1 protein-coding gene is annotated in these 15,874 nt (G+C 68.7%); it reads right to left on the minus strand.

From position 1 onward, the window contains the following. Nucleotides 1-51 precede the first annotated feature (51 nt). A complete protein-coding gene (locus ABZV58_RS12335) occupies nt 52-15,468 on the minus strand; it encodes an amino acid adenylation domain-containing protein (RefSeq protein ID WP_355000209.1) in 15,417 nt (5,138 codons plus the stop codon). Nucleotides 15,469-15,874 lie beyond the last annotated feature (406 nt).

Raw genomic sequence — 15,874 nt, forward strand, 5'->3', positions numbered from 1 at the left:
ATTGGTCCCGTTCCGGTAGTCGCGCGGTGGCGCCGCGCGACTACCTTCGGGTCAGTTCAGGAGTTCGGCGAGGCGCGGGCCGATGACGGCCAGCGCTTCCGGTGCCGTCATTCGCCAGTGGGTGACGGGGACCTGTTCGACGCGGACCGGGCCGTCCACCGCGTCGCGCCAGCTGGCGGGGCCGCGGGTGGCGGTCGGGTCGTCCTGGGCCGCGTTGAAGTACAGGACTTCACCGCGATAGGGACGGGGGCGGTAGGCGCTGCTCAGCTCGAGGGATCGCACCGCGGCGTCGATGACTCGGTCGAGGCGGGCCGCGCCGAAGGAGGCGAATGGTTCGCCCAGTTCGGCCAGCCTTTCGCCGAGCCCGTCCCCATCGAGGGTCGCGTCGAAGTCGGCCGCGTGCTCGCCGAGCAGTCCACCCAGCAATTCGGTGACGGTCGTCTCTGTGTCGCCGATCGGCTGGGCCTCTGTCGCGGCGGGCAGGTGGCTGTCCAGCATGACGAGCAGCGCCACCGACTCCCCCTCGTCGCGCAGTTGCACCGCGATGGCGTGGGCGAGCACGCCGCCGAGCGACCAGCCGAGCAGGTGGTACGGCCCCTCGGGTTGGACCGAGCGCATCTCCTTCACGTACAGGCGCGCCCACTCCTCCACCGACTCCGGCATGTCCTCGTCCGTCAAGGCGGGCGACTGCAAACCGAAGATCGGGCGGTCGGGGTGGATGTGGGCCGCGAGCCCGGCGAACGACCACGAGATGCCGCCGACCGGGTGGATGCAGAACAGCGGTTCGCGCGTCCCGGCGCCGCGCAGCGGCAACAGCATGTCGAACGCAGTGGTGGTGTCGATCCCACCGGCGGGGCGCAACCGGTCGACCAGGGCGGCCGGGGTTGGTGCGAGGAAGATGTCCATCACCGTGACCGGCCGGTCCAGGTCCGCACGGAGGCGAGCGACGAGAGTCGTCGCGGACAGCGAGTTGCCGCCGGACTCGAAGAAGTTGTCGTCCAGGCCGAGACCCTCCGCAATGCCGAGGACTTCCGCGAAGGCGGCCACGACGGCGTGCTCGACCGGCGTACTCGGGGCGCGGTATTCGCGAGCGGCGAACTCCGGCTCCGGCAACGCTTTACGGTCCAGCTTGCCGTTGACGTTCAACGGCAGCGCGTCCAACACCACGAACGCCGACGGCACCATGTACGACGGCAACGCCGCCGACAACGCCGACTTCACCTGCGCCACATCGACATCCGCCACACCCGGTACCAGATAGGCAACCAACCGATCACCCATGCGCTGGTCCGACTTCGCCAACACCGCCGTCTGGGCGACCTCCGGCAACGCCAACAACGCCGCCTCGATCTCACCCAACTCGATACGGAAACCACGAATCTTCACCTGGAAGTCCGTACGACCCCGATACTCCAGCTCTCCATCGCCGCGCCAGGCCACCAGATCACCGGTGCGATACATCCGCTCACCCGCCGCGAACGGGTCTGCCACGAACCGATCCGCGGTCAGCTCCGCGCGACCGAAATAACCGCGCGCCAGCTGAGCACCCGCGAGATAGAGCTCACCCGAAACCCCGTCCGGCACCGGTCGCAACCGACCATCGAGAACATAGACCCGGCTGTTCCATTCGGGCGCGCCGATGGACACCGAACTGGTGTCGGCCTCGGTCACCAGATGGGACGTGATCGACACGGCCGCCTCGGTCGGACCGTACAGATTGAACAGCTGCACGTCCGGGTTGGCCGCGCGGAATCGCTGCGCCACCGACGACGGCAACGCCTCACCGATCGCCAGCACACGCCGCAACGAATCAGCCAGCACCCCACCGGATTCGACCAACAACGCATCCAGCATCGACGGCACCACGTGCAACGTCGTCACCCGCTCACGAGCCATCAACTCGTTCAGATAGCTCGGATCACGATGACCCTCAGCCGAAGCGATCACCAAACGACCACCCGACACCGCGGCCGACCAGAACTCCCACACCGACAGATCGAACGTCGCCGCGGTCTTCAGCAACACCGCGTCGTCCACGTCGAGATCGAATTCCGCTGCCTTCCAGAGCAACTGGTTGACGATCGCCGAATGCGGCACCGCCACGCCCTTCGGGCGCCCCGTCGAACCCGACGTGAAGATCACATACGCGGTATTCGACGAACGCAACCGCGCGACCCGCTCGAAGTCGGTGACCGCGCCGCCGTACACACCGGACAGATCCAGCTCATCGAGCGAGATCAGCGGCGCTACCTCGGTGGCGAAGTCCGCTGCGGCATTGGTGAGCACACACACCGGCTCGGCCGTCTCGAGAATATAGGCCGTACGCTCGGCGGGCTGATCCGGATCCACCGGCACATACGCACCGCCCGCGACGGAGACCGCGTACATGGCCACTACCAGGTCCACCGAACGCCGCAACGCGAGCGCGACCCGCTGCTCCGGACCCACACCCAGCGAAATCAGGTGCCGCGCCAGGCGATTCACCCGCCGACCGAGCTCGTCGTAGGTCAAGGACGGGCCATAGGGCCCGACCAGCGCCACCGCGGTCGGCTCGGCCGCGACGGTCGCCGCCAACATCGACGCCAACGTCGCCCCGGCGTCGGTCCGGTGCGCGGTCGCATTGCGAGCCGTGAGCAGCTCGGCCCGCTCGGCCGCGGCCAGCAGCTCGATGTCGCCGACCGGCGCCGTCGGCGCGGCGACGATCTCGCCGAGCAGTCGCACGAACCGATCCACGAAGCCCTGCACCGTCTCGCGCTCGAACAGGGCCGTCGCGTAGGTGACCGAGCCATCGATGCCGCACGGCGCGCCCGGCTCGTCATAGTGATCGGCCACGATCCAGTGCAGATCGAACTGCGACACATCGGCCAGCGCGTCCACACCGGACACGGTCAGGCCGGGCAGCTCCAGGCTGGACCGCACGAGGTTCTGGAACGACAACCCCACCTGGAACAGCGGGTGCCGCGCCATCGAACGCGCGGGGTTGAGCACCTCCACCAACCGCTCGAACGACACATCGGCGTGGGTGAACGCCTGGAGGTCGCCTTCCCGCACCCGTGCCACCAGATCGACGAAACTCTCGGCCGCGTCGACCCGCGTGCGCAGCACCAACGTGTTGGCGAACATGCCGATCAGATCGTCGAGCTCACGCTCACCACGCCCGGCGATCGGTGTGCCGACGGCGATGTCGTCGGTGCCCGACAACCGAGCCAACAGCACCGACAGCGCGGCGTGCACCACCATGAAGATGGTCGCGTTGTGCGCGCGCGCCAATTCTGTGAGCGCGGCGTGTGTTTCGGCGTCGACTCGCACCTCGACGCGCTCGCCCGCGAAGGACTGCACCGCGGGACGCGGCCGATCCGACGGCAGCTCCAACTGGTCCGGCAGTCCGGCCAGAGCCTGCTTCCAGTAGCCGAACTGCTTGGCCGACAACGATTCCGGATCGCGCTCGTCGCCGAGCAGCTCGCGATGCCAGACGCTGTAATCCGCGTACTGCACCGGCAACGGAGCCCATCCCGGCTGCGCACCCGCCGACCGCGCCGCGTACGCGACCATCAGATCGCGGGTCAGCGGAGCCACCGACGAACCGTCGGCGGAGATGTGGTGGACCACCATCGCCAACACGTATTCGTCCGCCGCGCCGTCGATCTGGAACAACTCGACCCGCAGCGGCACCTCGGCGGTGACGTCGAAGACGGTGGCGCCCAGCTCCCGCACCGCACGCTCGATCTGGTCGGCGGGCACCACACGTACCGCCAACTCGGGGACCGAGTGCCCCGGAGACAGAATCGACTGCACGGGCCCACGGTCGGTCTGCGGGTACACGGTGCGCAGGATCTCGTGCCGGGCGATCAGATCCGCGACCGCGGCACGCAGGGCGTCGACATCGAGCGCACCCGACAACCGCACCGCCACCGGGACGTTGTAGGCCGCGGAATGACCATCGAGCCGGTTCAGGAACCACATGCGCTGCTGCGCGGGCGACAACGGAATGAACTCCGGACGAGTGACCGACGTCAACGCGCGACGTCCACCCGCACCGGCCAGCTTGCCGACCAGCACGGCGAGCCCGGCCACGGTGGAGGCCTCGAACAGCGCCCGCACCGGCACCCGCGTATCCAGCGCCGCACCGATGCGCGCGGCCACCTGGGTGGCCAGCAGCGAGTTGCCGCCGAGACCGAAGAAATCGTCGTCCGCGCCGACCCGGTCGCCGCCGAGCACGTCCGCGAACACGCCCGCCACGATCTCCTCGATCGGAGTCGACGGTGCGCGGAAAGCCGTCGACTCGAACTCCGGCTCCGGCAAAGCCTTACGATCCAGCTTGCCATTGACGTTCAACGGCAGCGCGTCCAACACCACGAACGCCGACGGCACCATGTACGACGGCAACGCCGCCGACAACGCCGACTTCACCTGCGCCACATCGATATCCGCCACAGCAGGCACCAAGTAGGCCACCAGACGATCACCCGTGCGCTGATCCGACTTCGCCAACACCGCCGTCTGCGCGACCTCCGGCAACGCCAACAACGCCGCCTCGATCTCACCCAACTCGATACGGAAACCACGAATCTTCACCTGGAAGTCCGTACGGCCCCGATATTCCAGCTCACCGTCACCGGTCCAGGCCACGAGGTCACCCGTGCGGTACATACGGGAACCGTCGCCCTCGAAGGGATTCGCGACGAAACGATCCGCGCTGAGGTCCGGGCGGGCGAAATAGCCGCGCGCCAACTGCGCACCCGCGAGGTACAACTCGCCGGATACCCCTACCGGCACCGGCCGAAGCCGGGCATCGAGGACGTACACCCGACTGTTCCATTCGGGAGCACCGATGGACACCGAACCTTGATCCGCGTCCGAGACCAGATGCGAGGTGATCGACACTGCCGCCTCGGTGGGGCCGTACAGGTTGAACAGCTGAGCGTCCGGGTTCGCCGCACGGAACCGCTGCGCCACCGACGACGGCAACGCCTCACCGATCGCCAGCACACGACGCAACGAACCAGCCAGCACCCCATCGGATTCGACCAACAGCGCATCCAGCATCGACGGCACCACATGCAACGTCGTCACCCGCTCACGAGCCATCAACTCGTTCAGGTAACCGGGATCGCGATGCCCATCGACGGACGCGATCACCAGACGACCACCGGATACCGCCGCCGACCAGAACTCCCACACCGACAAGTCGAACGTCGCCGCGGTCTTCAGCAACACCGCGTCATTAGAACTCAAACCGAACTCCGCGGTCTTCCACAGCAACTGGTTGACGACCGCCGAATGCGGCACCGCCACACCCTTCGGCCGCCCCGTCGAACCCGACGTGAAGATCACATACGCGGTATCCGAGGGACGCAACGGCGCGATCCGGTCGGAATCCGTAACCGACTCAGCGGCAAAGGATCCCAGATACAACTCGTCCAGGCGCACGACCGGCGCGAGATCGGTCGCGAAGCCGGACGCGGTATCGGTGACCACGCACACGGGCGCGGCGGTCTCGAGGATGTACCCGGTCCGCTCGGCGGGCTGATCCGGATCCACCGGCACGTACGCACCACCGGCGACCGACACCGCGTACATGGCCACCACGAGATCCACCGAACGCCGCAACGCCAACGCCACGCGCGTCTCCGGCCCCACGCCCACCGAAATCAGATACCGCGCCAGGCGGTTGACGCGATTCCCGAGTTCGCCGTAGCTCAGCGCGAGCGTCCCCTCGGACGTGTCCGCCGCCAAGGCCACCGCGTGCGGTGTGGCCGCGGCGCTCGCCGCCAGCAGCGACGCCAGAGTCGCGGAGGTGTCCACGGCCTGTGCCGTGTCGTTCCAGTGGTCGAGAATGCGCACACGCTCGTCCGGAGCAAGCAGTTCCAGCTCACCCACCGGCGCGTCGGGCGCCGCGACAATGGCCTCCAGCAGCCGCGTGAACCGACCCACGAAGCCCTGCACCGTATCCCGGTCGAACAGCGCGGACGCGTAGGTGACGGCGCCGCCGATACCGCGCGGCGCGCCGGACTCGTCGTAGCCGTCCGAGACGACCCAGTGCAGATCGAACTGCGAGATGTCCGGGAAGATATCGAGCCCGGACACCGCGAGCTCCGGCAGTTCCAAGCTGGACTCGGCCAGGTTCTGGAAGGACAGACCCACCTGGAACAGCGGATGCCGCGCGGTGGAGCGCACCGGGTTGAGCACCTCCACCAGACGCTCGAACGGCACGTCGGCGTTGGCGAAAGCCTCGAGGTCCTGTTCGCGCACCCGCGTCAGCAGAGCGGTGAAACTCGCCCCCGCGTCGACCTGGGTGCGGAAGACGACCGTGTTGACGAACATGCCGATGAGGTCGTCGATTTCGCGTTCGCCGCGTCCGGCGATCGGGGTGCCGACGGCGATGTCATCGGTGCCCGAGAGCCGGGCAAGCAGCACCGACAGCGCGGCGTGCACGACCATGAACATGGTGGCGTTGTGCTTGCGTGCCAAATCCGCGAGGGCACCGTGGATTTCGGCAGGTACCCGCACCTCGACACTGCCGCCGTGGAAGGATTGCGCGGCCGGGCGCGGACGGTCGGTGGGCAGTTCGAGCTGATCCGGAAGTCCGGCCAGCGCCTGCTTCCAGTAGCCGATCTGCGTGGCAGACAGCGACTCCGGATCACTCTCGTCGCCCAGCAGCTCGCGCTGCCAGATGCTGTAGTCGGCGTACTGCACGGGCAGCGGCTCCCACGCGGGTTCCTGTCCGGCGGCCCGCGCGGAGTAGGCGACCATGAGGTCGCGGGTCATCGGCCCCGAGGAAGAGCCGTCGCCCGCGATGTGGTGGATCACCATGGCGAGCACGTATTCGTCGGCGGCGTCCTCGATTCGGAAGATCGCGACGCGCAGCGGCACTTCGGCGGTGACGTCGAAGGTGGTGGAGAACAACTCCAGCACAGCCGATTCCAGGTCCGCGGCGGCCACGGTGTGCAGCGGAAGTTCGATGGCCACCTCGCCGACCGGCAGGATCACCTGCACCGGCCCGTCCTCGGTCTGCGGGTAGACGGTCCGCAGGATCTCGTGGCGGGCGATCAGATCCGCGAGTGCGCCGCGCAACGCGCCGATATCGAGCGCACCGGTCAGGCGCACCGCGACGGGCACGTTGTAGGCGGCCGAGGTGTCGGTGTCGAACTGGCTCAGGAACCACATGCGCTGCTGCGCCAGCGACAGCGGAATGCGCTCCGGGCGCGGCCCGGCCACCAAGGCCTTGCGATCGCCGGCGCCGGCCAGCTCACCGAGGCGAGCCGCGAGCTCGGCCACCGTGGCGGCCTCGAACAGCAGGCGCACCGGCACCCGGGCGTCGAGCTCCGCGCCGAGTCGCGCCATCACCTGGGTGGCGATGAGCGAATTGCCGCCGAGTTCGAAGAAGTCGTCGTCCGCGCCGACCGGCTCGGTGCGACCCAGCGCTTCGGTGAAGACCGCCGCGACCCGTTCCTCCATCGCCCCGCTGGGAGCGCGGAATTCCTTGGCGCGCAGCACAGGTGCGGGCAGCGCGGCGCGATCCAGCTTGCCGACGGGGGTCAACGGGATCTCGTCCAGCACCGTGACGACGGTCGGAACCATATGGGCGGGCAGGCGGCCAGCGGCATGCTCGGTGAGCTCGTCGGCATCGGCCCGCGCACCCGGTGCGGCATGGACGTAGGACGCCAGAATGGTCGCGCCGGTCTCCAGGGTGTGCCCGATGGTGACCGCGAAGTCGACGCTGTCATGTCCGGCCAGCACCGCGTCGATCTCGCCGAGTTCGATACGGAAGCCGCGAATCTTCACCTGGAAGTCGTTGCGCCCCAGGTAATCGATCTCCCCACCCACGAGCCGACGGACCAGATCTCCGGTGCGGTACAGACGGGAGCCGGGCGGTCCGAACGGATCGGCGACGAAGCGCGCGGCGGTCAGGCCGGGCCGCTCGTGGTATCCGCGCGCCAGCTGCGCGCCGGAGATGTAGAGCTCACCCGCGATCCGGTCGGGCACCGGATGCAGCCGGTCGTCGAGCACGTACTCGGTGATCGCGCGGATCGGCGCGCCGATGGTCACCGGTTCACCCGGCGTCAGCGGCGCGCTGATGTTGGTCATGATGGTGGTCTCGGTGGGCCCGTACCCGTTGAAGAACTCCCTGGTACGGCGACCTGCGGGAATCGCCCAGCGCCGCACCAGTTCCGGCGGGCACGCCTCGCCACCGGCGATCACCACGCGCAGCCGGTCCAGCCCCTCCGGGTCGACCGAGGCCAGCGCAGCGGGCGTGATGAAGGCGTGCGTCACCCGCTCCCTGCGCAGCAGCGCGGCCAGATCCGCGCCGCCGTAGACGGTGGGCGCGACGACGACCATGGTGGCCGCGCCGCCCACGGCGAGCAGCAGTTCCAGCACGGAGGCGTCGAAAGACGGCGACGCGAAATGCAGTGTGCGCGAACCGGTGGTGACGCGGTAGCGCTCCCGCTGCTCGGCGCAGAAGCTACTCAGACCGGACTGGGTGACCACTACGCCCTTGGGCTTACCGGTGGAACCGGAGGTGTAGATGACGTAGGCCGGGTGCGCGGCGCGCAGCGGGCGCACCCGATCGGCGTCGGTCACCGGTGTGGCCGGATAGCCGCCGGTGTCGGCGGCAACGATATCGATCCAGTCGATGCCCTCGGGCAAGTCGGCGCGCACCGCGCCGACGGTGAGCCCCAGTACCGCACCGGAATCCCCCACCATGTGCGCGACGCGGTCGGCCGGGTAGTTCGGGTCCACCGGTACGAAGGCCGCTCCGGCCTTGGCGACCGCCCACACCGCGAGCACCGATTCGATCGAGCGCGGAATTCCCACCGCCACCGTGGTCTCCGGGCCGACACCGCGGTCGATCAGCAGTCGGGCCAAACGGGTCGACTGCTCGTCGAGTTCGACATAGTCGATCTCGGCCAGGGTTTCGGTGGCGTCGGCGAGGATCACGGCCACGCCGTCCGGGTTCTCCTCTACGGCCGCCTCGAGCAGCTCCGGCAACAGCCGTACCGGCGCGGATTCGACCGGGACGCTCGGTGCGACGGCGGCCAAAGCCGGACGGCGCTCCTCGGCGTCGAGAATGTCGATGTCGCCCACCGCGATTCGCGGGTCGGCGACGACGGCCGTGAGGATGCGTTCGAAGCGGCGGGCGAAAGCGCCGACCGTCGATTCGTCGAAAAGGTCGGTGGCGTAGGCGAAGACGACAGCCAACTCGCCCGTAGCACCGTTGGCGCCGAGACGGGGCTCGACATTCACCTGAAGGTCGAACTTGGCCGCGACCTCGCCCGTGTCGAGGGCGGCGACGGTCAGGCCCGGCAGTTCCAGGCTCGCCTGTTCGGTGTTCTGGAAGGCCAGCATCACCCGGAGCAGTTGGGCGCTTGCGCGATCGGGAGCTACCGCCTCCACGACCCTCTCGAACGGAACGTCGGCGTTCGCGAAGGCGTTGAGGTCGATATCGCGAACCTGCTCCACCAGTGCGTCGAAGGAGGCAGCGCGGTCCACCTCGGTCCGCAGGGCGAGTGTGTTGACGAACATGCCGACGAGCTCGTCCAACGCCCGCTCACCACGACCCGCGATCGGGGTTCCGATGGTGATGTCGGAAGTCGCCGAGAGGCGCGCCAGCAGCACCGCCAGCGCGGTGTGCACGACCATGAAGAGGGTCGAGTTGTGCTCGCGGGCGATATCGGCCAGTCCCGAGTGCACCGGCGCGGGCACCGTGAATTCCACCGCGGCGCCGCGCATCGAGGCGACGGCGGGGCGCGGCCGGTCCTGCGGCAGCGGAAGCAACTCCGGGATCCCGGACAGCTGTTCCCGCCAGTACGCCAATTGCTGTGCGGCGACGGAGTTCTCATCGTCGTAGGAGCCGAGCACCGCGTGCTGCCACAGCGCGAAGTCGGCGTACTGCACCGAAAGCGGCTGCCAGGCCGGAGCGGTGGCCGCGGTGCGAGCGATGTAGGCGGTGACCAGATCCCGCGCCAGCGGAGCCAGCGAGGACCCGTCGGCGGCGATGTGGTGCACCACGAGCACCAGCAGGTGGTCGCCCACGGCCGGATCGGTGAACAGCGCGACGCGCAGCGGCGGTGCGGTGGTGACGTCGAAACCGCTCGCCATCATGACGGCCACGGCCTCCATGACGTTCGCGACGCCGTCGTGCACCGGCAGTCCGCCGGGCAGCGCGTCGGCAACCGACAGGATCTCCTGGTGCGGCGAGCCCGAGTCACCCGCGGGGAAGCGGGTGCGCAGCGCCTCGTGTCGTTCCAGCACATCGGCGACCGCCGCGCGCATCGCGGCGGCGTCGAGCGCGCCGGTGAGCCGAATGGCGAAAGGCAAGTTGTAGGCGGGCGATTCGGGGTCGATGCGGTTGATCACCCACATGCGCTGCTGGGCCAGCGACAGCGGCAGACGGTCGGGGCGCGGCGCCGCGAGCAGGGGCGGCCGGGCGTCGTCACCCGCGCCGGGCACGATTCGGGCCGCGAGCGCGGTCACGGTGGAGGCTTCGAACAGCTCGCGCACGGCGACCCGCGCGCCGAGCGCCTCACCGATGCGCGCCACCACGCGGGTGGCCAGCAGCGAGTTGCCGCCGAGAGCGAAGAAGTCGTCGTCCGCGCCGACCTGCTCCACACCGAGCAGCTCGGCAAAGACCGTTGCCACGGCCTCCTCGACCGGTGTCGCGGGAGCACGGAACGCACGGGCCGCGAAGGTCGGTGCGGGCAGCGCTTTGCGATCCAGTTTGCCGCTCGCGTTCAGGGGGAACGCGGCGAGTGCCACGATGGCGGCCGGAACCATATAGGCGGGAAGGACTGTCGCGATACCGGCGCTCAGCTCGGCCTGATCGATGACCTGTCCCGGCGTCGGCACCGCATACGCCACCAGCTGCTCGCCCAGCGGCGTGGCCACCACGAGCGCGGCGGCCTGGGAAACCGAAGGCTGTGCCAGCAACGCGGTTTCGATCTCGCCGAGCTCGATCCGCTGGCCGCGGAACTTCACCTGGAAATCGGTGCGGCCGATGTACTCCAGCCGCGGAGACTGGTCGCCGCTCGGCGCCCGCCACACCACAAGGTCGCCGGTGCGGTACATGCGCGCGCCGTCGCCGAACGGGTCGGCCACGAAGCGATCCGCGGTCAGATCCGGGCGGCGCACATAGCCGCGCGCCAGCTGATCACCGGCCAGATACAACTCACCCGGCACACCAGCCGGAACCGGGCGCAAGCGCGCATCCAGCACGTACACCCGGCTGTTCCACTGCGGCAGGCCGATCGGCACGGTACGGGCGTCGCGGCCGTCGGCGAGCCAATAGGTGATCGACACCGCGGCCTCGGTGGGCCCGTACAAGTTGTGCACACGAGCCTGAGACATGGCATGCACCGCAGCCACCGTCTCCGGCGGCAACGCCTCACCGATGACGAAGATGTCGCGCAGCGTCGGCACACTGTCCGCCGGAACGTGCGCGGCGAAGACCGTCAACATCGACGGCACGAAGTCGGTGACAGTAACACCTTGCGCGGCAATCGTTTCAGCGATGTAGGCCGGATCGCGGTGACCGTCGTGGGTGGCGACGACCAGTTTCGCGCCCGCCCGCAGCGGCATGAAATAGCCCCACAGCGAGACGTCGAAGGTGGTGGCGGTCTTCTGGAAGTACACATCCGAAGGACCGATCGGGTACTGCGCCAGCATCCATTCGGTCTGATTGTGGATGGCGGCATGCGATACCGCCACGCCCTTGGGGCGACCGGTCGAGCCCGACGTGAAGATCACGTACGCGGGGTTCTCGGGGCGGACGAGGCGCAGCAATTCCTCCGCCCGTACCGGAGCGGCGTCGACGACGGCCGTATCGAGGGTGTCCAGGTAGAGCACCGGCGTTTCGTCCGGCATCGCGACGGCGTCGGCGGTCGTGGTCAGGACGCAGGCGGGCCGCGCGGTATCGAGGATGTGCGCGATGCGCTCGGCCGGATGATCCGGATCCAGCGGTACGTACGCACCACCGGCCGTCACGATCGCGTATATCCCGACGACCAAATCCAGCGAACGCCGAACGGCCAGACCGACCAGCGATTCGGCGCCGACGCCCTGGGCGATGAGCACCCGAGCCAGGCGATTGACCCGCTCGTCGAATTCCCGGTAGGTGAACTCACTGCCCTCATAGGCCACCGCGATACGGTCCGGATGAGCCGCCACCGCCCTGCGGTAGCCGTCCAACAGCAGTTCCGGGACGACCGGATGACCAGTGTCGTTCCAGCCCACCAGCATTCGCTCGCGTTCGGAGTCGGCGAGAAGTTCCAGGTCGCCGATCGGACGCTCCGGCGTGGCCGCCACGGCGACGAGCAGGTCCCGCAGCCGCCGCGCCAGCAGGGCCACGGTGGTTTCGTCGAACAGGTCCACCGCGTAGGTGATGGACGCCGACATGCCCTCGGGCTTGCCGTCGGTCTCGCGCGGCGCCACCGTGAAGTCCAGATCGAACTTCGCCAGCGGCACGTCCATGTCCACACCCGTGACGGTCAGTCCGGGTAGCTCCAGTTCGGTGGGTGCGAGGTTCTGGAAGCTCAGCATCACCTGGAACAACGGGTGCCGAGCCGCCGAACGGGCGGGCTCGAGCAGTTCCACCAGTCGCTCGAACGGCACGTCGGCATGGGCGAAGGCGGCGATGTCCGCGCGGCGCACCTCGCGCAGCAGTTCGTCGAAGCCGAGCGCCAGATCCACCCTGGTGCGCAGCACGAGGGTATTGACGAACATGCCGATGAGATCGTCCAGTTCGGCTTCGCCGCGACCGGCCACCGGGGTGCCGATGGCGATGTCGTCGGTACCCGACAACCGAGCGAGCAGCACCGACAGCGCCGCGTGCACCACCATGAACAGCGTCGAATTGTGCTGCTGCGCCACAGCGGACAGCGAGGCGTGCAGATCGGCGTCGATCTCGAAGTCGAAGGTCGCACCGCGCCCGGACGCCGTCGCGGGCCTCGGACGGTCCGACGGCAGATCCAACTGCTCCGGGACACCGGCCAGCTCATCGCGCCAGTACGCGATCTGACGGGCGAGCAGCGAGCTCTCGTCGGATTCGGACCCGAGCGCCTCGCGCTGCCACAGCGCGAAATCCGCGTACTGGATCTCGAGCGTATTCCATTGCGGCGCAACATCATTCGTGCGCGACGCATACGCCGTCATGAGATCGCGGGTCAGCGGGACCAGGGAAGCGCCGTCACCGGCGATGTGGTGCACCACGCACACGAGGACGTATTCGGTGTCGTCAAGACGCAGGACGCGCAGCCGGACGGGCGGCGCGGCCGTGACGTCGAAGCCCGCGACGACGGCGGCGGCTATCCGTGCCCCCAACTCGTTCTCGGCGCAATCGATGACCGAGATATCCGGCCCCGCAAGGGGATCCGAGGCAGCCAGGACCTCCTGGAGCCCCTCGCCGTCTACCTCGGGGTAGCGGGTGCGCAGCACCTCGTGCCGCTCGACGAGATCCGCGGCGGCGGCACGCAGCGCCGCCAGATCGACCGCGCCGGAAAGCCGCACGGCCAGCGGGATGTTGTTGATCGCGCTGGCCGGGTCGAAGCGGTTGAGGAACCACATGCGCTGCTGCGCGAACGACAGCGGAATGCGTTCGGGGCGCGGCATGGGTCGCAGCGCCGGACCCGAGGAGGTCTCCTGCGCCTCGGCGTAGCGCGCCAGCGCCGCCACCGTGGACACGTCGAACAGGGCATGGACCGGCACCTGGACGCCCAGCGCCGTCCCGATCCGGGACACGGCCCGGGTCGCGAGCAGCGAGTTGCCGCCCAGTTCGAAGAAGTCGTCGTCCGCGCCGACCCGGAGCGGGTCCGCGCCGGGCGGGGTGAGCAGCGCCGCGAAGATCTCCGCGACGACCGTCTCGGCCGGGGTGGACGGCGCACGGAACTCGCGTGCCGCGAACACCGGTTCCGGCAGGCGAGCACGGTCCAGCTTGCCCGCCGGGGACAGCGGGATCTCGTCGAGCACGATGATCGAGGCCGGAACCATGTAGGCGGGCAAGGATTCTCCGACGAAGGAGGCGAGCGCCGCCGGATCGACCTCGCCGCCGGATCGCGGCAGCACGTACGCCACCAGCGCGGCGGCGCCCGTGGGCAGGGTAACGCCCAGTGTCACAGCGAAATCCACATCCGGATGCGCGGTCAGCGCGGAGTCGATCTCACCGAGTTCGATGCGCAGACCGCGAATCTTGACCTGGAAGTCGGTGCGGCCCTGGTATTCGAAGACGCCGTCCTCGGTACGTCGCACCAGGTCACCGGTGCGATACAGCCGCGAGCCCGGCTGCTCGAGCTCCGCGCCGAAGGGGTTGGCCACGAACCGTTCTGCCGTCAGGTCGGGACGGTTCAGGTAGCCGCGTCCCAGCGCCGCACCCGTCAGATAGAGCTCGCCGACCACGCCCGTCGGCACCGGACGCAGATGCGAATCCAGCACGAACGCGCCGATTCCCGGCAGCGCGGCGCCGATGTGCGTGCCCTCGCCGGGCCGCAGCGCGTCGGTACCGGTAGCGATGACGGTGGCCTCGGAGGGGCCGTACTCGATGTGGAAGGCACGGCCGTGCACCGCCCAGCGGTCCACCAGCGTGGGGCTGACGCGCTCGCCACCGCTCATCACGACCCGCAGGTCGTCGAGCCCGGCCGGATCGAGCGATTCGAGCGCGGCCGGGGTGATGCACAGGTGCGTGATCCGCTCCCGCCGCAGCAGCTCGGCGAGTTCCTCACCGCCGAAGACGGTGGGCGGCACCACGACCAGCGTCGCACCCGCCGAGAAGGTGTACAGCAGTTCCACGATGGAGAAGTCGAAGCTCGGCGTGGTCAGGTTCGTCAGCCGCGACTCACCGGTCACCTGACGGCTCTCGCGCTGCGCCGCCAGCGCGCCGACACCGGCATGGGTGATCGCCACGCCCTTGGGCTTACCTGTGGAGCCCGAGGTGTAGATGACGTAGGCGAGGTGCTGCTCGTGCAGCGGCCGCACCCGGTCGGCGTAGGAGATGGGATGCGCGGGCCGCGCCGCGATGCTCTCCCGTCGCACTGGATCGTCCAGTTCGATCCAGTCGATCGAGGAGCCGAGCGAGCCGCGGTACGCGGAGGTGGTCAGACCGAGGGTCGCGCCCGAATCGGTGAGGATGTGCTCGATGCGGTCGGCCGGATAGTTCGGATCCACCGGCAGGTAGGCCGCGCCGGTCTTGGCGATGGCCCACACCGAGAGCACGAATTCCACGGAGCGCGCGATGCCCATGGCGACCAGGTCACCCGGGCCGACTCCCCGCTCGATCAGCTCGCGCGCCAGCTGCGAGGACCGCTCGTCGAGTTCCCGGTAGGTGAGTTCGCGTTGGTCGGCCGGGTCCCCCGTGGGGTTGTACCGGACCGCGATCGAGTCCGCCGCCGAGTCCACCGCCGCGGTGAGCAATTGCCCGAAAGACAGGGTGCCGGAACGGCGACGCCTGGCTCCACGCGCGGAACGGCGAACAGTACTCATCAGGTGTCACTCCTTGATTTCCCCATCCCCCGCCAATGGCGCAAAGCCACGGGGTACCCACAAATCCTATCCAGGACACTTGACGACGCGACCAGCGCGTCCGGGCCGTCGCCGGTAGGTACACATACGCTGGGGAAACGATGTTGATATGACATGCATCACACGCTGAGCGAACCGCATGCGCCGTATGGAACCTCGTACCGGCGGCGTGCTTTCGAGCAGGTTAGCGAGAGACGCACCGGTGTGCGACTCGACACTCCGGCTCGCCGTCGATCACTCTCGGCCACGAGCATCGGGTTTTCGAATCGGCCCACCCGACGAGGATGCGCCGGTAACACGGCCTTTGGCGGCGCTACTCACGAGAACACTTGTGTAGCAACAGATTTCGCCCAACACGTTCAGCGGG

This window comes from Nocardia sp. NPDC004654, from assembly GCF_040609595.1.
GTDB lineage: Bacteria > Actinomycetota > Actinomycetes > Mycobacteriales > Mycobacteriaceae > Nocardia.